Source organism: Halarchaeum grantii (assembly GCF_014647455.2).
Classification (GTDB): domain Archaea; phylum Halobacteriota; class Halobacteria; order Halobacteriales; family Halobacteriaceae; genus Halarchaeum; species Halarchaeum grantii.
In genome coordinates, this window is record NZ_BMPF01000003.1 from 375,500 (window position 1) to 395,825 (window position 20,326).

At 70.6% G+C, this 20,326-nt stretch carries 19 protein-coding genes; 5 read left to right on the top strand and 14 right to left on the bottom strand.

What is annotated here, in order from left to right; all coding sequences use genetic code 11:
* Positions 1 to 29 precede the first annotated feature (29 nt).
* Complete coding sequence (locus tag IEY12_RS11735; RefSeq protein WP_188883899.1) at positions 30 to 1,268, bottom strand: mandelate racemase/muconate lactonizing enzyme family protein; 1,239 nt, start codon at positions 1,266 to 1,268, stop codon at positions 30 to 32.
* A gap of 619 nt (positions 1,269 to 1,887) precedes the next feature.
* Between IEY12_RS11735 and IEY12_RS11740 the strand changes: the two genes are divergently transcribed.
* Positions 1,888 to 2,652 (top strand): IclR family transcriptional regulator, encoded by a 765-nt coding sequence (locus IEY12_RS11740; protein ID WP_188883900.1) that lies wholly within the window; start codon positions 1,888 to 1,890, stop codon positions 2,650 to 2,652.
* A gap of 241 nt (positions 2,653 to 2,893) precedes the next feature.
* Positions 2,894 to 3,979, top strand: a complete 1,086-nt coding sequence (locus IEY12_RS11745; protein ID WP_188883901.1) for a Gfo/Idh/MocA family protein — start codon at positions 2,894 to 2,896, stop codon at positions 3,977 to 3,979.
* A gap of 41 nt (positions 3,980 to 4,020) precedes the next feature.
* On the opposite strand, the gene IEY12_RS11750 is transcribed toward IEY12_RS11745, so the two are convergent.
* The 5 genes from IEY12_RS11750 to IEY12_RS11770 form a co-directional block, all read right to left on the bottom strand.
* Complete coding sequence (locus IEY12_RS11750) at positions 4,021 to 4,803, bottom strand: hypothetical protein (RefSeq protein ID WP_229871231.1); 783 nt, start codon at positions 4,801 to 4,803, stop codon at positions 4,021 to 4,023.
* A gap of 66 nt (positions 4,804 to 4,869) precedes the next feature.
* A complete protein-coding gene (locus IEY12_RS11755; RefSeq protein WP_188883902.1) occupies positions 4,870 to 5,442 on the bottom strand; it encodes a DUF2238 domain-containing protein in 573 nt (190 codons plus the stop codon).
* Positions 5,443 to 5,733: 291 nt separating this feature from the next.
* Positions 5,734 to 6,477, bottom strand: a complete 744-nt coding sequence (locus IEY12_RS11760) for an SDR family oxidoreductase (RefSeq protein ID WP_188883903.1) — start codon at positions 6,475 to 6,477, stop codon at positions 5,734 to 5,736.
* A gap of 25 nt (positions 6,478 to 6,502) precedes the next feature.
* The gene (locus tag IEY12_RS11765; RefSeq protein ID WP_188883904.1) at positions 6,503 to 7,417 is read right to left on the bottom strand and encodes a DMT family transporter; all 915 of its coding nucleotides are present in this window, start codon (positions 7,415 to 7,417) and stop codon (positions 6,503 to 6,505) included.
* Between the two features lie 51 nt (positions 7,418 to 7,468).
* A complete protein-coding gene (locus IEY12_RS11770) occupies positions 7,469 to 9,121 on the bottom strand; it encodes a thiamine pyrophosphate-binding protein (protein WP_188883905.1) in 1,653 nt (550 codons plus the stop codon).
* Positions 9,122 to 9,212: 91 nt separating this feature from the next.
* On the opposite strand from IEY12_RS11770, the gene IEY12_RS11775 reads away from it, so the two are divergent.
* Positions 9,213 to 10,184 carry a D-2-hydroxyacid dehydrogenase gene (locus tag IEY12_RS11775; protein WP_229871239.1) on the top strand — a complete coding sequence of 324 codons (972 nt, stop codon included), beginning with the start codon at positions 9,213 to 9,215 and terminating at the stop codon, positions 10,182 to 10,184.
* A 46-nt stretch (positions 10,185 to 10,230) separates the two neighbouring features.
* On the top strand, positions 10,231 to 11,133 hold the full coding sequence (locus IEY12_RS11780) for a ribokinase (protein WP_188883906.1): 903 nt from the start codon (positions 10,231 to 10,233) through the stop codon (positions 11,131 to 11,133).
* Here IEY12_RS11780 and IEY12_RS11785 read toward each other — a convergent pair.
* Genes IEY12_RS11785 through IEY12_RS11810 form a run of 6 tightly spaced genes read right to left on the bottom strand, consistent with a single transcriptional unit; the run spans position 11,130 to position 17,963 of the window.
* Positions 11,130 to 13,328 (bottom strand): LUD domain-containing protein, encoded by a 2,199-nt coding sequence (locus tag IEY12_RS11785; protein ID WP_188883907.1) that lies wholly within the window; start codon positions 13,326 to 13,328, stop codon positions 11,130 to 11,132. The two genes, IEY12_RS11780 and IEY12_RS11785, sit on opposite strands and share 4 nt — an antisense overlap.
* Positions 13,325 to 13,828 (bottom strand): LUD domain-containing protein, encoded by a 504-nt coding sequence (locus IEY12_RS11790; RefSeq protein ID WP_188883908.1) that lies wholly within the window; start codon positions 13,826 to 13,828, stop codon positions 13,325 to 13,327. Before IEY12_RS11790 ends, IEY12_RS11785 begins: the two co-directional genes overlap by 4 nt.
* A 48-nt stretch (positions 13,829 to 13,876) precedes the next feature.
* Positions 13,877 to 14,890: a 4-hydroxythreonine-4-phosphate dehydrogenase PdxA gene (gene pdxA, locus IEY12_RS11795; protein ID WP_229871242.1), complete on the bottom strand. Its 1,014-nt coding sequence runs from the start codon at positions 14,888 to 14,890 to the stop codon at positions 13,877 to 13,879.
* 27 nt (positions 14,891 to 14,917) lie between these two features.
* On the bottom strand, positions 14,918 to 16,165 hold the full coding sequence (locus IEY12_RS11800; RefSeq protein ID WP_188883909.1) for a four-carbon acid sugar kinase family protein: 1,248 nt from the start codon (positions 16,163 to 16,165) through the stop codon (positions 14,918 to 14,920).
* Entirely contained in the window at positions 16,158 to 17,480 is a 1,323-nt protein-coding gene (locus IEY12_RS11805; protein WP_188883910.1) for a nickel pincer cofactor-dependent isomerase, group 22, read from the bottom strand. Before IEY12_RS11805 ends, IEY12_RS11800 begins: the two co-directional genes overlap by 8 nt.
* 57 nt (positions 17,481 to 17,537) lie before the next feature.
* Positions 17,538 to 17,963, bottom strand: a complete 426-nt coding sequence (locus tag IEY12_RS11810; protein ID WP_188883911.1) for a nucleoside 2-deoxyribosyltransferase — start codon at positions 17,961 to 17,963, stop codon at positions 17,538 to 17,540.
* Positions 17,964 to 18,056: 93 nt separating this feature from the next.
* Between IEY12_RS11810 and IEY12_RS11815 the strand changes: the two genes are divergently transcribed.
* Complete coding sequence (locus IEY12_RS11815) at positions 18,057 to 18,998, top strand: nucleoside hydrolase (protein WP_188883912.1); 942 nt, start codon at positions 18,057 to 18,059, stop codon at positions 18,996 to 18,998.
* Positions 18,999 to 19,172: 174 nt separating this feature from the next.
* Here the strand turns inward: IEY12_RS11815 and corA are convergent, their stop codons facing one another.
* Together corA and IEY12_RS11825 are read right to left on the bottom strand one after the other, a co-directional pair.
* Positions 19,173 to 20,159 (bottom strand): magnesium/cobalt transporter CorA, encoded by a 987-nt coding sequence (corA, locus tag IEY12_RS11820; protein ID WP_188883913.1) that lies wholly within the window; start codon positions 20,157 to 20,159, stop codon positions 19,173 to 19,175.
* The gene (locus IEY12_RS11825; protein WP_188883914.1) at positions 20,156 to 20,323 is read right to left on the bottom strand and encodes a hypothetical protein; all 168 of its coding nucleotides are present in this window, start codon (positions 20,321 to 20,323) and stop codon (positions 20,156 to 20,158) included. Before IEY12_RS11825 ends, corA begins: the two co-directional genes overlap by 4 nt.
* Positions 20,324 to 20,326 lie beyond the last annotated feature (3 nt).

Here is a 20,326-nt window from a genome sequence, read left to right on the forward strand (position 1 = left end):
CGACGCGAGGCGTCGCTTGCTCGACGAGGCTACGCCTCGTCGAACAGGGTCTCGCCGGCGACCATGTGGTCCCCGACGGCGTCGAGGTTGAGGGTGAGGCCGAGACCCGGTTCCTCGGGGATCTCCATGCGGCCCTCCTCGATGAGGTCGTCCTCCTCGACCAGGTCCTCCCACCAGCCGAGCTCGTAGGAGTGGTACTCGACGGCGAGCGAGTTCGGGATGGCGGCGGCGACCTGTGCGGAGGCCATCGTGCCGATGGGCGAGGAGACGTTGTGCATCGCGACCGGGATGTAGTACATCTCCGCGAGGTCCGCGATCTTGCGGGTCTCGCGCATCCCGCCGACGCGCGGGAGGTCGGGCGCGACGATGTCGACGGCCTGCGGTTCGAGGAGGGTGCGCTGGCCGAACTTCCGGTAGACGTTCTCCCCGACGGCGATCGGCGTGGAGGAGAAGTCCGTCACCTTCTGCTGGACGTCGTGGTTCTCCGGCGGGACGGGGTCTTCGAGCCACCAGACGTCGTACTCCTCGAGTTCGCGCGCGAGACGCTTCGCGCTCCCCGCAGTGAACGACCAGTGGCAGTCGAAGGCGACGTCCGCCTTGTCGCCGACGGCTTCCGTGGTTGCCTCCACGATCTCGACCTTGTGGTCGATCTCGGGGTTGCGGAGGTGGCGGTTCGCGCGGTCCTTCTCGTGGCCGGAGGGGACGTCGAGGTCGAACTTGATAGCGTCGTAGCCGAGGTCCTCGACGACGCGTTCGGCCTCGGCGGCGCAGGCCTGCGGGTTCGCCTCGTCCTCCGTGTGGAGGTCACAGTAGATACGGACCTCGTCACGGTACTTCCCGCCGACGAGCTGGTAGGCGGGGACGTCGAGGAGCTTGCCCGCGACGTCGTGGAGCGCGATCTCGATCCCGGAGATGGCGGAGATGACTTTGCCGGAGATGGAGCCCTCGCCGCTCATCTTCTGGACGAGGTGCTCGTAGAGGCGATCGATGTCGAGCGGGTTCTCGCCGACGAGGAACGGCTTCATGCGCTCGATGATCTCGGCGTCGCCGCCGCCCCAGTATGACTCACCGGTGCCGACGACGCCGGCGTCGGTGTAGACGCGAACGAGGATCCACGGGTAGTTCCCGTCGACCATCGTCGTCTGTACGTCGGTGATCTCGGCGTCGCGCGTGCCACCACGCTCCTTCTCGACACCCATCGTCTCCGCTGAGAGGTCCCGCATCGTATACTCCGCGTTCGGGTCGCGGAGCTTCTCGTAGTCGACCATTGCGTCCGAGGTATTCAAAGGGGTCGTAGTAAAGGTTGTGGATACGAGCGCCCGGCCGCCACGCGATCGGGGAGGGCGAGAGGCGCGAATACGGGCCGTTCAGGGTCGGAATAGCTGAATTCGGGAGAGGGACAACACGTCAGAAGAATCCGCCACAGCCGGACGTCCGTGAGGGCCGGAGACAGAGACGTGTCGCTGGTGTGGGACGAAGCGGTCGATCCTTCGTCCGGCTGTGGCGGATATTTGGCTGGGTTCGGGGCGAGAGCGGGAACGCGTCGGTCCGCGGCCGAAACCGGCGTCCGCGCGTGTTTCCGGAGCGCCGCGACCGGGAAACGGACGGGGCGTTCAGCCATCGACCGGCACGCGCTCGTCCGCGACGCGTCAGCGGCGTCGACAGCGCGGATCGCGGTGGCGACGGCTCCTCCCTCCGGCGGCAGTCGGGGTGTGTCGACCGGCGTTCACACGACGTTCAGGCGGTTCCGAGACCGTTCGATCACCGATGCGTTCCTCAGGCGCGCGTAGCGGCGCCCTCGGCGTTGATCACCGGTGAGACCGTCGGCTCCCTTATGTTCACGATTGATGAATAATAGTTTTGTATGCTGGCGTATAACGTACGGTCATGCTCAAGGAAGCGTCGAACCCAGTGAAGTCGACGGTACGGACGTTCGAGGTGTTGGAGGGCTTGAAGGAGTTGAACGGGGCGCGCGTGACGGAGCTCGCGACCCACCTCGACCTCCCGAAGAGCAACGTACACAACTACCTGAGTACGCTGCGACAGGAGGAGTACGTGGTGAAGGACGGGGACGAGTACCGCATCGGCCTACGGTTCTTCGAGCTCGGTGCGTACGCGCGCAATCGGATGAAGATCCACAACATCGCGCGCCCGGAGATCGACGAGCTCGCGGCGGAGACGGGCGAGCTGACGAACCTCCTCGTCGAGGAGCACGGACGCGGGTCCTACCTCTATCGCGCCCGTGGCGAGCAGGCGGTTCGCGTTGCCGCTCACGTCGGAACGCGCGTCCCCCTCCACAGCACCGGGCTCGGGAAGGCGATCCTCGCACATCTCCCCGAGGAGTACGTCGAGGAGATCATCGCCTATCACGGCCTCCCGAGGAGCACGTCGGAAACGATCACGGAACCGAATGAGCTCTACGAGGAACTCGAGCGCACGCGCGAGCGCGGCTACGCCATCGACAACGAGGAGCGTCTGCGTGGGCTGCGGTGTGTCGCCGCGCCCATCCTCAGCAACGAGGACCGCGTCCTCGGCGCGGTCAGCATCGCCGGCCCGACGAACCGACTGCAGGGTGACCTCTTCGAGGAAGAACTCCCCGAGCGCCTCCTCGAGACCGTCAACGTCATCGAGTTGAACGTCACGTACTCGTAACGTCGCGTCGCCTATACAGGACTCCTATTCTTCTGTCGAGAACGGTTGTACAGTTCGATGCGGTGGTTTACAGCCATACAGCCATCAGTTCTAGGGGGTGCAGTCGGCGAGCGGGAGTTCGCCAGCGGAGAACGGTTTCGGGTGTGGCCATCGTTCCGGCGGTGGCGGACGGACGTGGCTCGCGTTCACCGGCGGTCGGACCGAGGGAGGATTTATGCGTGCGCGCGGGCAGAAACACACGATGGCACACGGCGTGATACAGGTCGGCACGGGCGGGCAGGGCGAGAACTGGTGTCGGACGTTCCTCGAACCGCACGTCGCGGCCGGGCGCGTCGAGCCGGTCGCGGCGGTGGACGTCGACGAGGACGCCCACGAGAACGCGGTCGACGGCCTCGGGCTCCCGCCCGAGCGGTGCTACACGGACGTCGAGGGGGCGTTCGCCGCCCACCCCGAAGCGGACTTCTGCACGGTCGTGGTTCCGCCGTGGATCCACGAGGACGTCGTGGACGCTGCCCTCGAGCACGGCCTCGATATACTCTCCGAGAAACCCATCGCGGACACGCTGGAGGCCTCCGTCCGCATCGCCGAGAAGGTCGAGCGCGCGGGCGCGAAGATGGGCGTGACGATGAGCCACCGCTTCGATCGGGACAAGACGACGCTGCGCCGGGAGATCCGCGCGTCGCGAAACGGCCCGCTCGACTACCTGGTCGGGCGCTTCACCTGCGACCTCCGCGAGTACGGCGAGTGGGGGGCGTTCCGCCACGACATGGACGACCCGCTCCTCGTCGACGGCGCCGTCCACCAACTCGACTTCCTCGCGGACATGGCGGGTGAGACCTGCGAGACGGTCTACGCGGACACGTGGAAGCCCGAGTGGGCGGAGTACGACGGCGACTGTCAGGCGCTCGTCCAGATGCGCATGCGGAACGGCGTCCGTATCAGCTGGGAGGGCGCGAAGGCCAACGCGGTCGGCCTGAACAACTGGGGGCAGGACTACGTTCGGGCGGAGTGTCGGGACGCGACGCTGGTCCTCGACGACCGCGAGCTCGCCCGTCACGCCCACCAGGAGGAGCCGGCGCGCTGGGGGCGCGGCGACGACGACCCCGAGGAACTCGCGCTCGCGGAGCGCGAGCACTGGTCGAACACGTGGCTGGTCGGGCAGTTCTGTGAGTGGCTGGACGGCGGCGAGCCGATGGCGACGAACGTCCGGGCGAACCTCCAGTCGGTCGCGCTCGTCGCGGCCGCCGTCGAGTCGAGCGAGACCGGCGAGCCGGTTCGGGTCCAAGAGCGACTGCGTGAGGCGGAGGCCGACGTCGACCTCAAGTAACGCGGCGTGCGCGAGGGGTGGAGTGGCGGGCGGCCGAGGGCTCAGAGCGGGAGGCCGCCCCAGCGGAGGGAGACCATCGCGGCGATGATGACGAACTGGAGGACGCCCTGAACGCCGGATATCTTGGCGTTTCGGAGGCCGATGTCGCCGACGAGGTCGGTGTCGGGGTTCTCGGAGGTTATCTCGCGGTAGATGCGGACTTCGCCGGGCATGAGGACGCCGTTCCCGAGGACGGTGAGGAGCGTGATGTCGACGAGGACGACGAGCATGACGGGGCTCGTCATCGCGAACGCGCCCATCGTGTCGTAGAGGAAGGCCGCGCTCCCGACGACGGCGACGCCGAACCACGCGAGCCAGCGCCGGTCGCGGAAGGCGTCGAACTGGTAGCCGATGCTGAGGAGCGAGGGGACGGTGACGGCGGCGGTGAAGAGTGCGAGCCACGGCATCGCGTGCGGGAAGACGCTCATCCGCATCGCGAGCGTGATGCCGCCGACCGTCGTGATCGCGGCGAGCGTCGGCATGACGAAGAAGAGTTTCGGGGTGAACTTCTCGAAGACGGCGGCGCGGACGCGCGGGTCGACGCCGCCGAGGACGGGCCCGATGACGGCGGCCATGAAGACGTCGATGCCGGTCCAGAGGGCGCCCGCCATCACGTGGACGTAGGTGTGTTGTTGGACGCTCGCGGCGGTGACGGCGTAGACGAGCGCGAGGAGTGGGAGCGCGACGACTGCGAGCGCGAACGCGGGGTTCGCGCGCCGCGCCAATCCGCCGATGGTGGCGACGACGCTCGTCCGATTCGTCGGCTGCGCGGACCGTGTACTCATGCGCTATGCTGTCTCACTAACTCACTTGACAGTACTGGTCGCGGCGACGGGACGGGCGTTCGCGGCTCAGTCGTCCGCGTCGAGCACGCCCTCGAGGACGCGGTCGCCGAACGCGAGCACGAGGAGCGCGCCGACGGCGTCGAAGAAGAGGTCGCCGAGCGTGTCTTCGTGCCCATACTGGATGAGGAGCGGTTCGAGGCCGAGGCGTCTGGCGGTCGTGTGGACGACGTACTCGAGGGCCTCCCAGAAGAGGCCGGCGCCGACGGTGGCGCCGAGGACGTAGCGCGTCGGGTCGCGGTCGCGGCGGCGAGCGAGGAGGTGGGCGGCGGCGCCGACGAGCGACGCGGAGAGCGTGTGCGTGACGTGGTCCCACCACCAGACGTCGTCGTAGGGTCCGAGCATCCCGGTGGCGTGGAGGAGCATGGAGCCGGAGAGCCAGACGCGGTGGCGGGGACCGAACCGGAAGCCGAGGGCGCACCGGAGGGCGCGCGGGAGGAACGTCGCGACGAACGCGACGAGGCCGTTCGCGACCGCGCCGGGGTTATGCTGGCGGACGCCGGTGGCGACCACGCCGAGGATGGCGACGCGGAGCGTCCAGTCGACGGCCGCACCCGCCCGCTCGATGCTGTCGGTGCTCACTGTACCGGAGAGCACTCGCGCGGCCGAGTTAACTGCCGTGGTCCGGCGAGCGGGACGCACTGCGAGGAGGAGGTACCCTGTCGGTTTGACCAATCCGGACATCCAGACAGGAGAGTCAGCCATGCCACTCAGACAAACTGGTCAGAAGTACTGTCCAGTAATACTGTACAGTAATACTGTATGGGGTTTCTGAGTGGTCGGGGTGAGCGGTGGCGCTGGATGGGCGTGCTGTGCAGGCGGGTTCGCTGTTCCGACGACGTGTTCGAGGAGACAGACGGGGTCGGTGTCGGGCTACCAGTCCGCGAACTTGTCGCGCCGGAAGAGGTCGAGTTCCTGGACGACGTTCGGGTCCTCCTGCTCGGCGGCGAACGCGATGGCGTCCGCGACGTCCTCGGGCGCGGCGGCCTCGTCGGGGTCGAGTTGCTCGCTGAACGCCGCGCCGTCCTCGCTCCCGAACTCCGTGCGGACCTCCGTCGGGTTCACCGCCGTGACGCCGACGCCCTCGGTGCCGACGTTCGCCTGCACGCTCAACGCGAGGCCGCGCGTCCACCACTTCGTCGCCGCGTAGACCGGGCTCGCCGGGCGCGGGTACTGCCCGGACATGCTGCCGAGGAAGATGAGGTTCCCGTCGCTCTCCTTCAGGTGGGGCATCGCGGCGCGCGCGACGTAGAACATCCCGTCGCAGTTCACCGCCATCATCTGCCGATAGGCCTCAAGGTCGAGGTCCTCGATGGTCGTCTCGTCGCGGCCGAGACCCGCGTTGTTCACGACGACGTCGAGGCCGCCGAAGGTGTCGACGGCGTCCGCGACGAGGGCCTCGACCGCCTCGGCGTCCGTGACGTCCGCCGCGTGGACGAGCACGTCGACGTCGTGGTCGGCGAGGAGGTCGTCCCGGAGTGCTTCGAGGCGCTCCGTCCGTCGCGCACTGAGCGCGACGTCCGCGCCGCGTACCGCGAGTTCGCGCGCCGTCGCGCGTCCGATGCCGGAGCTCGCGCCCGTGACGAGCGCGGCCGCGTCTTCGAGCGAATCGCTCATGGTCGAGCGGGTGAGTGACAGACCCTTAGGCGTTGTCCACTGGGACGCCCGTCGCGACGAAGTAGACGCCGGCGAGCGCGACGCCGGCGCCGGCGAGCGTGACGGCGGACGGCACCTCGTCGAGGAGGACGGCGGCGAGGAGCGTGCTGACGACGGGCGTGCCGAGCATCGCGGCGCTCCCGACGCTCGCGTCGACGTGCTCGAGCGACCAGTTGAATCCCGTGTGCGTGAGGAGGCCGGGGCCGACGGCGAGGCCGAGGAAGATGAGCCACTCGCGGGCCGGATACGGGCGGAAGACCGGCGTGCCCGTTCCGACGGCGAAGGCGCCGACGGCGAGCGTCGCCATCGCGTAGACGACGGTGACGTACGGGAAGAGCGGGAGGCGCTGCCGGACGGAGCGCCCGGCGAGCGTGTAGGCGGCGAAGCCGATGGCCGCGAGCACCGCGAACGCGTTCCCGAGGAGCGGGTGCGGGCCGCCGAGGAGCGAGGAGACGAAGACGCCGCCCGTCGAGAGGAGCGCGACGCCAGCGAACGCGACCGTGAGGCCGGCGAGCATCCGACGGGAGACGCGCTCGTCGAGGAGGGCGTACGCGCCGAGGGGGACGATGGCGGCGTGGAGTTGCGTGAGCGTCGTCGCGGCGGCGACGGTCGTCCAGTCGACGCTGCGGAAGAAGACGAGGAAGTGGCCGCCGAGGATGACGCCGGTGACGGCGCTCACGAGCAGGTCGCGCCCCGAGATCGCGCGGAGGGCGTCGCGGTGGCGGAGCAGGGCGACGGGCGCGACGGCCGCCGTCGTGAAGAGGAGGCGATAGAAGACCTGGGTCGCGGTCGGGGCGTGACTCCATCGGATGAGGATGGCGGCACTCCCGCCCGCGAGGATGGCGAGCAGGAGCACGAGCGGCGCGAATGCGCCGGGGTCAGAGCGGAATCGGTCGAGCATTCACTCGCGGATTCGAGGGACGCCGCCAAGAATGGCGTGATACGGAGGCGATTACGCGCGGTCGAGGTCGCTCTCGTACTCGCTCGCGGCCGCCGCCGAGGGTTCGTCCGGGTCGACGGCGACGTCCACGAGGTCGGGGCCGTCGCGGGCGAGCGCGGCGGCGACGGCGTCCGCGGCCGCGGTCACGGTGTCGACGCTGGTGGCGCGCACGCCCATCCCCTCGGCGACCGTGGCGAAGTCGGCGGCGTCCCACGCGAAGGCGCCCTCCTCGGCGTCGCGTATCGCCGGGGACTTCGAGATGACGCCGTAGTCGGCGTTGTTCGAGACGACGACGGTGACGTTCAGGTCCGCCTCGGCGAGCGTGTGAAGCTCGTGAACGCACATCATGAGGCCACCGTCGCCGGTGAGGCAGAGGACGGGCTCGTCGCGCCCGACGGCCGCACCGATGGCGGCGGGGAGGCCGACGCCCATGCCCGCCCACGACCCGGCGGTGACGAACGTCTCGGGGGTATGGGCGTCGAAGGCCTGCATCGACCAGAGGCGGAAGCCCCCGACGTCCGTCGTCACCGGGACGTCGCGCGGGGTGGCGTTGCGGACGGCGCGCAGGAGCGCGGGCGCGCGCTCCGGGTCGAGGAGGTCCGCGTCGGCGAGGTGGCGCTCGTACTCCGCGCGGACGTCGCGGCCGACCCGCTCGCCGTCCCAGGTATCTCCCGAATCGAGGCCGTCGAGCAGGCGGTCGGCGGCGGCCGCGACGTCGTCGACGATGGCGACGTCCGCGTCGTAGGCGGCGTCGACGTCCGAGAGCGCGAGCGTGACGTGGACGAGCGCGTCGCCCATCGGGAGCGACCAGCCGTCGGTGGTGACGCCGTCGAAGTCCGTTCCGAGGGCGAGCACGACGTCGGCGGCGTCGAGCGCGGCGACGGCCCCGGCGGGCGTGTGACTGCCGGTGACGCCGAGACACCGCGGGTCGTCCTCGGGGAAGACGCCCTTGCCCTTGTAGGAGGTGAGGACGGGTGCGTCCAGCGCGTCGGCGAGCTCGCGGACGGCCTCGGGGCCACCGGGAGAGCGCCGCGCGCCGCCGCCCGCGTAGACGAGGGGGCGCTCGGCGTCCGCGAGGAGGGCGCGCGCGGCGGCGTCGGCGGCCGCGTTGTCGTAGGTCCGCGTCTCGGGGGCGACCGCCGCGTCGGGGGCGTCGCCCACGTCGGCGGCGAGGAGCGAGGCCGGCACGCCCAGCCGAACGGGCCCGTAGGGCTCGGTGAGCGCCGTCTCGATGCCCGCCGCGACGGCGCTCGGGAGGTCGACGGCGCGCTCGACGGTGACGTTCTCCTTCACGACGGCGTCGAACGTCCCGGGGTCGAGTTCGTGGATGGGGCCCTTCCCCCGGTGCTCGGGCGCGACGTCGGCGGAGACGTGGAGTATCGGCACGCAGTCCTCGTGGGCGTTCTGCAGGCCGTGCATCGCGTTCGTGTCGCCCGGGCCGGGGACGGTGAGCGTCGCCGCCGGCCGGCCGGTCGCCTCGTAGTACCCCCACGCGACGTGCGGGATCGCCGTCTCGTGGCGCGCCATCACGTACGTCATCTCGTCGCGGTCGGCGACGACGCGGTCGAGCGCGAGCGTCTGCGTCCCCGGGAGACCGACGAGCAACTCGACGCCCGCGTCGCGGAGGGCGTCGTGGACGACGTCGGCGCCAGTTCGGCCCGTCATACGCGACCGAGCGGGCGCAGTGTACAAGGCAGTATCCCCCGACCCCTGCCGTCGGCGGTACAGTTATGCGCGCCTCGCTGGACGAACGAGCATGAGCGAGCACACGGTCCTCGTCCTCCGCGAGGGGACGCACGGAATGCCGATGAGCGAGTACGCCGCCGCGATACGCGAGCGACGACCCGACGACGACGTCGTCCTCGCGCGAACACGCGACGAGGAGCGCGAGCTGATCGCGGACGCGGACGTCGTCACCGGCGGCGGCCTCGGTCGGGACCTCCTCGAGCGCGCCGACGGGCTCGCCCTCTTCGCGGCAATCTCCGCCGGCTACGAGCACCTCCCGCTCGACGACATCACCGCGCGCGGCGCCGTCGTCACGAACGCCTCCGGGGTGCACGTCCCGAACATGGCCGAGCAGGTGCTGGGGAACCTCCTCGTCTTCGCGCGCCGCCTCGACGAGGGATGGCGCCGCCAGCAGGTGCCGCGCTGGGAGCACTATCAAGCGGGCGAGCTGAAGGACTCGACCGTCACCGTCGTCGGCCTCGGCGCCATCGGGCAGGGCATCGTCGCGCGCCTCGAGCCGTTCGGCGTGGAGACGGTCGGCGTGCGCTACTCCCCGGAGAAGGGCGGCCCGACGGACGAGGTCGTCGGCTTCGACGGCCCCGGCTTCGAGGCGGCGCTCGCGCGCACCGACTACCTCGTGCTCGCGTGCCCGCTGACGGACACGACCGAGGGCCTCGTCGACGACGCGGCGTTCGGGACGCTCCCGCCGGACGCCGTCCTCGTGAACGTCGCGCGCGGCGGCGTCGTGGAGACCGACGCGCTCCTCCGCGCCCTGCGCAAGAACGAGCTCCGGGGCGCCGCGCTCGACGTCACCGACCCCGAACCCCTCCCGGAGGACCACCCGCTCTGGGCGTTCGAGAACGTCCACGTCACGCCGCACATGGCGGGGAGCACGCCCGAGTACTACGAGCGGTGTGCGGACATCCTCGCGCGGAACCTCGAACGCGTCGACGAGACCGGCGACTACGCGGGCCTCGAGAACGCCGTCGCCGAACCCGAGTAGCGGGCTTCGACACGGTTTAGGCGACACGGGCGTTCGACTCGGACGAATGTCCATCGTAGTCGTGGGGTCGTACGTGGCGGGATTGACGATGCAGGTGCCGCGCTTCCCGGTCGCGGGCGAGACGATTTCGGCGTCGTCGTTTACGGCAGGCGCGGGCGGGAAGGGGTCGAATCAGGCGGTCGCGGTGTCGCGGCTCGGCGTCGAATCGGCGTTCGTCGGGCGGGTGGGCGACGACGACTACGCGGCCGACGCCGAGGCGCTCTGGGCGCGCGAGGGCGTCGGGGCCGAGCACGCCGAGCGAGTCAGTGAGGCGACGACAGGCGTCGCGTTCATCCTCGTGGACGACGACGGCGAGAACCAGATCGTCGTCTCGGGCGGCGCGAACAACCGACTCGGGAGCTCGGAAGTCGAGGCCGCACGCGACGCCATCGCGGACGCGGACGTCCTGCTCACCCAACTGGAGATCCCGGTCGCGGCCGTCGAGGCGGCGCTCGACGTCGCGGGTGAGGTGGGGACGACGGCGATACTGAACCCGGCGCCCGGCCACGGGTTGCCGAGGGAGGTGGTGGCGAAGGCGGACTACCTCACGCCGAACGAGAGCGAGGCACGCGTCGTCGCGGGCTACGGGCCGGACGACGACGTCTCTGATGAGACGGTGGCGCGCGACCTCCACGCGATGGGCGCGGGCACGGTCGTGCTGACGCAGGGCGCGAACGGCGCGATGGCGCTCGACGACGACGGCGTCACCTCGGTGCCGGCGCCGGACGTGACCGTCGTCGACCCGACGGGCGCGGGCGACGCGTTCAACGCCGGGTTCGCGGTCGGCCTCCACGAGGGCAAACCGCTGCGGGAGGCGCTCGCGTTCGGCTGTCGCGTCGGATCGCTCGCCACCACCGCAGAGGAAGTCGTGCCCGCGCTGCCGTCGCGCGAGGCCGTCGAGGAGTTCTAGGGACCGGGGTCGAGGAGCTCGACGGGGTGGGTGACGTCGCGCCCGAAGAGGTCGCCCATCTGCTCGGTGCAGGACGTCCCGCTCGCGACGAGCGTGCGGTCGTCCTCGTCGGCGAACTGCTCGTAGAGGTCCTCGCCGACGTCCATCGAGAGCTCGTAATACTCGGACTTGTAGCCGAAGCTCCCCGCCATCCCGCAGCACTCGACGTCCGAGGTGACGACGTCGAAGCCGTGGTCCTCGAGGACGGCCTCGGTGTAGGCCTCGACGCCGAGGGTGCGCTGCTGGCAGTGCGAGTGGTAGGCGACCGGCTCCTCGGGAGCGGCGAGAGTCGACCCATCGGCGCCGTTCTCGAGGAGGCCGTAGACGTACTCCATGACGTCGTAGCTGTTCTCGGCGAGGCGGTCGTGCGCCGCCTCCGGGAGGAGGTACTCGTACTCGCGGCGGAACGCCGCCAAGTCGGAGGGCTCGATGACGGCGACGTCGAAGCCCGCCTCCAGGTAGGGCTCGAGGTCGGCGGCGACCGCGTCGGCCTGCTCGCTCGCGGTGTCGATCATCCCCTGTGAGAGTGGGGCGCGCCCGCTCTCGATGGGCGAGGCGAGTTCGACGTGCGCGCCGAGCGCTTCGAGGACGCGGACTGCGGCCTTCCCGCGCTCGACGAGCACGTAGTTCGTGTAGGCGTCCGGGTAGAGGAGGACTTTTCGGGTGGCGTCCGCGTTCGGCGCGCGCGGCCGTCGGGACTCGAACCACTCCACGAGCGTCTCGCGCTGGAACTGCGGGAGGTCGCGTTCCCGGGAGACGCCGAGGTACTCGTCCATGAGCGAGCGGACGGGGCCGAGTTTCGCCGTCCAGTTCGAGAGGGGCGCGGTCTTGCTCCCGAGTTCGGCGAGCGTCCCGAAGTTCCCGAAGAGGCGCTTCTGGAGGTCCACCGAGTCCTCGGCGTCCGGGGTGAGGCCCTCGACGAGGAACTCGAACTCGCTCGGGGTGGCGTCGCCGTTCAGCCGGTCGCGGACGACCGTGTTGATCCACGGGATATCGATCTTCACGGGGCAGGCGTTCACGCAGCGCGAGCACCCCGTACAGAGGTCGTTGAACTCGTCTGCGGCCTCCTCGCCGCGAAGGCCGGCCTCCCAGCCGGTCGCGATGCCGCCCGTGTAGGTCTCGCCGCCGAAGGCGTGGCCGCCGACGTGCTGGAAGTTCCCGCAGGAGTTCGCGCACGCGCCACAGCGGATGCAGTAGAGCGTCTCCTTCAACTGGTCGTCCTCGCGCATGTCGAGGCGGCCGTTGTCGATGAGGACGAGGTGGAACTCGCGCTCGCCGTCGCCCGACCCGAGGGGGTCGTCGGGGTTCTCGAAGTCGATCGTGGGGGAGTCGACGGGCGGCGTGAACATCGAGACGTACTGCGAGATGTCCTGTCCGGTCGCGGTCTTCGAGATGAGCTCGACGAACGGCTGGAGCTCCTCGACGCTCGGGAGGATCTTCTCGACGCCGGTGACGGCGACGTGCGTGTCGGGCGTCACGGCGGTCTTTCGGGCGTTGCCCTCGTTGGTGACGAGCGTGATGGTGCCCGAGTCCGCGAGCACGAAGTTCGCGCCCGTCATCCCCATGTCGGCGGCGTGGATCTTCTCGCCGAGGTAGTCGCGCGCGAACGCCGTGAGCTCCTCGGCGGTCTCGAAGGGCTCCTCGGGGTCGAAGACCTCGTTGAAGAGGTCGGCGACGTCCTCGCGCGAGCGGTGGAGCGACGGGCCGATGAGGTGGGAGGGGCCCTCGTCGGCGACCTGAAGGACGAACTCGCCGAGGTCGGTCTCCCAGACGTCGACGCCGGCGGCCTCGAGGGCGTCGTTCATCTCGATCTCCTCGCTCGTCATCGACTTCGACTTGACGAGGGTGTCGGCGTCCTTCGAGTCGGCGACGTCAGTGATGTACCGGTTGGCGTCGGCGGCGTCGTCGGCGACGTAGAGGTGGCCGCCGTTCGCCTCGACGCTCTCGCGGACCTGCTCGACGAGCGCGGGGAGGTCCGCGATGGCGTCCTCCTTGATGGCGCGCGCTTCCTCGCGGAGCGCCTCGAAGTCGTCGAAGCGCTCGATGGCGTCGTAGCGCTCCGCGTTCATGTGCGTGATGTTCTCGTGGACGGCGTCGCCCTCGGTCTCGAGGAGGTGGCGTATCTTCTCGGCCTTCCGGCGGCGCTCGGCGCTCATCGTTCCTCCAGAATCAGGACGTGGACGTGTTTCGGGCCGTGGACGCCCTCGACGAGCGCGCCCATGTCGCCGGTGGAGCTGACGCCGGTCGCGAAGACGGACGACCCCCCGTCGGCGAAGCGCACGCCGAGGTGGTCGCTCGCGGACTCGACGTCCGGGAGGACGTCCGACTCGCGGACGACGGCGACGTGTGTCGGCGGGTAAAGGCTCACGGGCTCGGTCCCCGCGGGGTCGGAGTCGACGACGAGCGTCCCGTAGCGGGCGATGGCCTTCCCGGCGCGCGTCACGCCGGTGTTGGCCTCGCGCAGGAGACGCGGTGTCGGGGGCGTCTCCACGGCAGTCCCGTCGAGGGAGACGCCGTCGATACCCAAGGGCACGCCGACCGCAGGTGGGTCGATGGCGGACGCGAGCGCGTCCTCGAACCCGTCGGGGGTCGTCCGCGTCCACCCCACCTCCAGGCGGTCGAGCGACGATTCGAAAGTCGATAGCGCGGTGCTCATGTCCGGGTCTTCTTCGACCGTCCTGTTAACCCTTGGCTTGCCGGGTGGTCACGCGTCCCGGTCGCGGCGGTTGCGGACGGCGGTCGCGGCGAGCGAGATGGCGTCGCGCATGCTCGCCGGGGAGGCGACGCCGTCGCCCGCGATGTCGAATGCGGTGCCGTGGTCGACGCTCGTGCGGACGATGGGGAGGCCGACGGTCACGTTGACGCCGCTCACGCCCCCGGCCTCGTCGAAGCCGAGCGTCTTGATCGGGATGTGGCCCTGGTCGTGGTACATGGAGACGACGCAGTCGAAGGCGCCGCGCGCGGCGCGGACGTACACCGTGTCCGGGGACTCGGGGCCGACGGCGTCGATGCCCTCGGCGCGGGCGCGCTCGACGGCGGGCGCGATCTCGTCGGCTTCCTCGTCGCCGAGGAGGCCGCCGTCGCTCGCGTGCGGGTTCAGGCCGGCGACGCCGATGGTCGGGTCGTCGAGGCCGAGGTCGCGCAGGCCCTCGCGCGTGACGCGAATCGTGTCGAGGACGCGCTCCTCGGTGACGAGGTCGCAGGCCTCGCGGAGCGGGACGTGCGTGCTGACGTGCGTGACGCGGAGGTCGTCCTCGACGAGCATCATCGAGTAGGTCTCGGTGCCCGTGCGCTCGGCGAGGAGGCCGGTGTGCCCGGCGTGCTCGGCGCCCGCCATGCGGGTCGCCTGCTTGTTGATCGGCGCGGTGACGATGCCGTCGACGACGCCGTCGAGCGCGAGGTCGATGGCGCGCTCGACGTAGTCGAGGCTCGCCGCGCCGAACGACTCGCGGAGGACGCCCCACTCGTGGTCGGCGACGTTCGCGAGGTCGAGGACGTCCATCGTCCCGGCGTCGTAGCGCGCCTCTCGCGGGTCGTCGATGGCGCGCACGTCGAGGTCGAGGCCGCGGATGGCGAGCGCGCGCCGGAGGACGGCGGCGTCGCCGACCACGAGGAGGTCGGCGTCCGTCGCTCCCTCGGCGAAGGCGGCGGCGACGACTTCCGCGCCGATACCGGCGGGGTCACCCATCGTCACGGCGAGTCGCGGGGGTCGCTCCATTCGCCGATGCTTCGGCAGGTGGGGGCTTTACCGTTTCGCGCCGGGGACGCGCCGGACGTAGTCGAGGGCGTCGGCGAGCGTCGCGTCGCCGCCGAACGCGCCGGCTTTCGTGACGAGCGGCGTCCCGTCGGCGCGGCCGCCGCGCACGACGCTCCCGGGGACGCCGGGCGCGACGGCCTCGCCACGGAGCGCCAACCCGCCGGCGTCGAGGGCGTCGAGGGCGGCGCGGGCGACGGCGCCGCCGGTGAGAACGAGGCCGTCAGGCGCGCTCGCGTCCCAGACGGCGCGTGCGGCACGCCCGAGGGCGTCGGTGACGCGGTCGCGCGCCGCGCGCTCGCTCACGTCGGCGTCGCGGGCGGCGGCGAGCGTCGTCTCGACATCCTCGCGGGTTCGCGCGGACGCGAGGACGACGACGGACGAGGCGGCGAGGCGGTCCCGGCAGGTCGAGACGGCGTCGGCGGCCGCACCCTCGGGGTCGGTGACGGCGCGCTCGGCGGCGAGCGAGACGACCGCCGAATCGGGCAGGTGGTCGAGTTGGGCGAGCGTCTCGGGGGCGACGCTCCCGGCGACGCCGAACGCCGTGCCGGTGGGGGTCTCGCGGAGGGACTGGCGCTCGACGGTGGGCGCGTCGAGGGTGACGTGCTCGGCGAGGCCACCGCTCCCGACGAGAAGGGCGTCTCGCTCGCGCGCGGCGTCCGCGACCGCGGCGAGATGGGAGTCGTGGACGGCGTCGACGGCGGTGACGCGCGCGCCGTCCAGCGCGACGTCGCCGCGCGCGACCCGTTCGACGCCGGTGTGTCCGACGTCGTCGAGGCCCTGCGCACGCAGGAGGCCGGGAAGCGAGGAGTCGGTGACGGGGCCGTCCGGGTCGTTTCCGGCGGGCGTGTCGGCGACGAGGTCGCCCTCGACGAGGTGGACGCCACACGCGGTGACGCGGCCGTTCGAGGGGAACGCGGGCGCGACGGCGGCGGCCTCGGCGTCGGCGGCGTCGAGCGCGGCCGCGATCTCGGGGCCGAGGTTCCCGCGAAGCGTCGAGTCCACCTTCTTGTAGACGACGGCGGCGTCGACGCCCGCGAGGACGTCGCGGACGCGGCGGGCGGCCGCGTCCGGGGCGAGATAGCGCGAGTCGGTGTCGGCGACGACGACGGCGGCGTCCGTCTCGAAGTCGGGGGTGAGGCAGACGACCGTCTCGTGGCCGCGCGCGGCGAAGCCGTGGCCGGTGTCGCACGCGCCCGTGAGGTCGTCCGCGACGACGAGCGCCGCCCGCTCAGTCATCGTCGAAGCCGAACGCGAAGTCCCCGGCGGCGTCGAAGGAGAGGGCGACGCGCGGGCCGACGGTCGTGTCGTCGCGCGCATCGAGGTCGGCGGCGACCGGCTCGGAGACGTAGAGCGCGTCGGGTTCGAGGGTGTTCTCGATGTAGGCGATGCGGAGGTCGGCGGGGTCTTTCACGCCGAGCATCGAGTAGGCGAGTTCGAGGGTCGCGCGGTCGCTCGGCGTGACGACGGGCACGAAGACGCGCGCGGGTTCGCCGCTCGTCGCCGCGTTCGTGTAGGTGTCCGCGAGGTCGACGTCCGCGAGCAACTGCTCGTGGGCGAAGTCCGCGAGCCCCATCCCGATGGCGTTCCCGTGCGAGGCGAGCGTGAGACCACGGACGTAGATACGGCCGATGTCGGGTGTATCTGGCTCCTCCTCGCCGGCGTAGCGATAGCGTCCGATGACGTTCGTGTCCATGCCCGACCCGGAGACGTCCTTCCCGAGTTCGTCGACGACGAGCAGGTCGAGGTCATCAACGGGGAGGCCGGCGAAGAGGTCGGCGGATGCCTCGAGCAACTCGGGTTCGCGATCGAGTATCTCGTCGGCGGGCACGCCCTCGATGCGGGCGGCGCGCTCGCGGGCGTTGTCGAGGAGGGCGATGCCGCCGACGACGGGCGTTTCCTCGAAGAGGAGCGCGGCGCGCTCGCGGATGACGGTTTCGAGGCCGCGCGAGATGGCGGCGTTGTGCATCTCCTCGGCACCGCGCTGTTTCCCGAGGCCGACGACGGCCATCTTCGCGAGGCCGGACTCGACGTCGCCCCGGAAGTCGGTGTGGAGTTTGACGCGGTTCGCGAGGAGGACGGCGTCCGCATCGAGCGCGACCGTCGAGGCGGGGACGGGACGCCCCTCGTCGTCCTCGGCGACGGATTCGACGGCCATCGACGCGCGTATCTCACACCCCAGCGAGTCCTCGGTGACGCCGTACTCGGCGAGGACCTCGCGCTGTCCCTCGGCGGTGGCGCCGCCGTGGCTCCCCATCGCGGGGAGGACGAACGGTTCGAGGCCGCGCTCGCGGAGTTCGTCGACGGCGGTGGCGACGAGTTCGGGCATGTCGTGGATGCCGCGACTCCCCATCGTCACCGCGACGTCGGCGCCGTCGTCCAAGGACTCGAGCGCGGGAATCGCGTCGATGGCGTCGCGGGTCGCCGCCGCGACGTCGTCGACCCGTGGCGGGTCGCGGTGGCGTTCGGCGAACGCAAATCGCGGGAAGTCGGCGACGTCGACGTCGTTGATGGCCGCGAGCGCGTCGGCGTCGGGCACGTCGAGTTCGACCATGTGAGGTACTCGCACGAGGGTCGTCTTAGCGGTGGCGACTCGTCGCCCCCGTCGGCCTTACTCGGTGCGCGACTCGACGGTGTCGAGGAGGGCGTCGGCGGAGTCGTCGAGCGTCGTGAGCGCGCCGTGAATCATCGCGTTGAGGGTCTCGTCGGGGGCGAAGACGCGGTCGTCGGTCTTCAGGCCGAAGACGGGGACGTCGTTCTCGTGGGCGATGCCGATCTCGACCATCACGCCCTCGTCAGGGACGCGGCCGTCGAGGACGGCGACGACGGCGTCCGACTCGACGACGCCCTCGCGGTCGAGTTCGAAGATCGTCTCCATGCGCTCGGCCTCGGAATCGAACTCCCGGTCCACGGTCTCGACGCCGTCGCGCTGCGGGAGGAAGACGTCGTGGCCGGCGTCCTCGAGACGGTCGGTGAGGTCGGCGTTGAACGAGCGCTCCATCGGGTTGAACAGCGGCGCGGCGAAGTAGAGTCGCATACCGCAGCATCGGCCCAGCGGGGATTAACGGTTCCGCGTCGCGCACGCCACCGACGGCGAGCGCTTAAGTGCGTCTCGGCCCGCCGTTGGAGTATGTCCCGGAAAGTCCTCTTCGACACCGACCCCGGCTGCGACGACGCGGTGATGCTCGCCGTCGCGCTCGGCCACGACGATGTCGACGTCGTCGGCCTCTCGACCGTCTGCGGGAACACCACCGTCGAGAACACGACGCGGAACGCGCAGGCCATCCTCGAGCTCGGCGGACGCGACGACGTGCCGGTCGCTCGCGGCTGTGCGCGCCCGCTCGTGGACGAGCTCGCGACCGCCGAGTGGGTCCACGGCGAGGGCGGCATCCGGGGCGACCTCCCCTATCCGGAGGAGGAGGAGGTCGTCGAGTCGCACGGCGCGGACTTCATCCTCGAGCAGGCCTACGAGCACGGCGCGGACCTCACGATCGCGGCCGTCGGCCCGCTCCCGAACCTCGCGCTCGCGCTCGCCAAAGAGCCCGACCTCCCGGAGATCGTCGGCGAGATCTACGTGATGGGCGGGGCGGCGCTCGCCGGCGGGAACGTCACGCCGGTCGCGGAGGCGAACTTCCACAACGACCCGGCGGCGGCGAGTCGCGTCGTGCAGGACGCGCACGCGAAGATGGTCGGCCTCGACGTCACCGACAGTGCCTCGATCCCCTTCGCGGACATCGAGGAGTACGAGGAGCGCGGCGGCGCCTTCGACGTCGTCGCGGAGTGGCTGCGCTACCCCACGGAAACGCTCGACGTCGGCGAGGAGGGGCCCGCGATCCACGACGCCGCCGTCGTCGCGGACCTCATCGACCCGGGCGTCCTCGACTTCGAGGAGTACTACTGCGAGATCGACACGACGGGCGGCCCATCCCACGGTTCCGTCATCTGCGACCAGCACGACATCTACGGCGAGGAGCCGAACACCCACGTCGCCGTCGACATCGACGTCGAGCGCTACCGCGAGACCGTCGAGGCCGGCCTCGAGGGGTACGCGGCGGGCGCGAGCGGCGACTGACGGGGGACGGCGGTTTTCCGGCTGGTTCATCGAGCGGTTAGCGGCGGCGCCGGCGACATCGAGTCCCGTCGAGACGCCACACCGAACCCAGATAAACTGTATGTCGCGATATTCAATGCCGGGGTGCGGACGCGTGCGGAGTGGCGCACGATAGCGCTCGGCGCGAGCGATGCTCTAGATCCAGTCCTGGCGGCGGAAGTGCGCGAGCATCAGGCCGGTGACGAGCACCATCCCGAGCATGGTCGCGGGGTAGGCGTAGTCCCAGCCGAGTTCCGGCATCGCGACGGCGCCGCCGTCGAAGTTCATGCCGTAGACACCGACGACGAACGTGAGCGGGATGAAGATGGTCGCGACGACGGTGAGCGTCTTCATCACCTCGTTGGTGGACTGGGAGACGGAGTTGAGGTAGATGTCGCGCGACCCGCTGGAGAGGTCGCGATAGGTCTCGATGAGGTCGACGACCTGGACGAGGTGGTCGTAGACGTCCCGGAAGTACTTCTCGTTCTCGTCGGCGACCTCGGGGATGTCGCCCCGGGAGAGGTAGGAGAGGGTTTCGCGGGCGGGCCACGCGATCTTGCGGAAGGCGAGGAGGTCGCGCCGAACGTCGTTCAGCTCCTCGAGGATGTCGGGGCTCGGGTTGTCGAGGACGCGCTCCTCGACGGACTCGATGTCGTCCTCGATCTCGTCGAGGAGGTGGAAGTAGTCGTCGACGATGGCGTCCATGATGCGGTAGGCGAGGAAGTCGGTGCCTCGGTTGGCGACGCGCTCGCTGTGGGACGACCACCGCGACGTCCCGGGTTCGACGACGTCGACGTCGGTGGTGGAGAGGGTGACGAGCCAGTCCTCGCCGATGAAGAAGCCGACGGGACTGGTGCGGATCTCCTTGTCGAACTCGACGTCGGCACGCTGACTGAGGGTAGCGGTCTTCATGAGGACGAACGTGTGCGCGTCGTACTCCTCGACCTTCGGGCGGGTCTCCTCGCGGACGACGTCCTCGACGGCGAGCTGGTGGATGTCGAAGCGCCGGCGGAGGCGTCGGAGGTCGGCCGATTCGGCGGCGTCGGCGTGGACCCACGTCTCGCCGTCGGTGTCGACGGCGGCGCCGAGGTCGTCGAAGCGCTCGACGCCGTCCGGCGTGTACGTCATCGCGTGGAGCGTCATCGCGTGTCCTCCACGGATGGTTGGGGGATCACGATGAGGCTGATGCCCGCCATGACGGCGGTGAGGGAGAACGCCCGGCCGGGGTATGCGACGGAGACACCGGCGACGTAGGCGAGGAGGCCGGGAACGAGGAGCGCGCTCCCCGCGACGGTGTAGCGGTCCATACG

Excerpts from the sequence above, each read along its gene's own strand:
- IEY12_RS11735 (WP_188883899.1), bottom strand. The coding sequence starts at position 1,268 with ATGGTCGACTACGAGAAGCTCCGCGACCCGAACGCGGAGTATACGATG.
- IEY12_RS11740 (WP_188883900.1), top strand. The coding sequence starts at position 1,888 with ATGCTCAAGGAAGCGTCGAACCCAGTGAAGTCGACGGTACGGACGTTC.
- IEY12_RS11745 (WP_188883901.1), top strand. The coding sequence starts at position 2,894 with ATGGCACACGGCGTGATACAGGTCGGCACGGGCGGGCAGGGCGAGAAC.
- IEY12_RS11750 (WP_229871231.1), bottom strand. The coding sequence starts at position 4,803 with ATGAGTACACGGTCCGCGCAGCCGACGAATCGGACGAGCGTCGTCGCC.
- IEY12_RS11760 (WP_188883903.1), bottom strand. The coding sequence starts at position 6,477 with ATGAGCGATTCGCTCGAAGACGCGGCCGCGCTCGTCACGGGCGCGAGC.
- IEY12_RS11765 (WP_188883904.1), bottom strand. The coding sequence starts at position 7,417 with ATGCTCGACCGATTCCGCTCTGACCCCGGCGCATTCGCGCCGCTCGTG.
- IEY12_RS11770 (WP_188883905.1), bottom strand. The coding sequence starts at position 9,121 with ATGACGGGCCGAACTGGCGCCGACGTCGTCCACGACGCCCTCCGCGAC.
- IEY12_RS11775 (WP_229871239.1), top strand. The coding sequence starts at position 9,213 with ATGAGCGAGCACACGGTCCTCGTCCTCCGCGAGGGGACGCACGGAATG.
- IEY12_RS11780 (WP_188883906.1), top strand. The coding sequence starts at position 10,231 with ATGTCCATCGTAGTCGTGGGGTCGTACGTGGCGGGATTGACGATGCAG.
- IEY12_RS11785 (WP_188883907.1), bottom strand. The coding sequence starts at position 13,328 with ATGAGCGCCGAGCGCCGCCGGAAGGCCGAGAAGATACGCCACCTCCTC.
- IEY12_RS11790 (WP_188883908.1), bottom strand. The coding sequence starts at position 13,828 with ATGAGCACCGCGCTATCGACTTTCGAATCGTCGCTCGACCGCCTGGAG.
- pdxA (WP_229871242.1), bottom strand. The coding sequence starts at position 14,890 with ATGGAGCGACCCCCGCGACTCGCCGTGACGATGGGTGACCCCGCCGGT.
- IEY12_RS11800 (WP_188883909.1), bottom strand. The coding sequence starts at position 16,165 with ATGACTGAGCGGGCGGCGCTCGTCGTCGCGGACGACCTCACGGGCGCG.
- IEY12_RS11805 (WP_188883910.1), bottom strand. The coding sequence starts at position 17,480 with ATGGTCGAACTCGACGTGCCCGACGCCGACGCGCTCGCGGCCATCAAC.
- IEY12_RS11810 (WP_188883911.1), bottom strand. The coding sequence starts at position 17,963 with ATGCGACTCTACTTCGCCGCGCCGCTGTTCAACCCGATGGAGCGCTCG.
- IEY12_RS11815 (WP_188883912.1), top strand. The coding sequence starts at position 18,057 with ATGTCCCGGAAAGTCCTCTTCGACACCGACCCCGGCTGCGACGACGCG.
- corA (WP_188883913.1), bottom strand. The coding sequence starts at position 20,159 with ATGACGCTCCACGCGATGACGTACACGCCGGACGGCGTCGAGCGCTTC.
- IEY12_RS11825 (WP_188883914.1), bottom strand. The coding sequence starts at position 20,323 with ATGGACCGCTACACCGTCGCGGGGAGCGCGCTCCTCGTTCCCGGCCTC.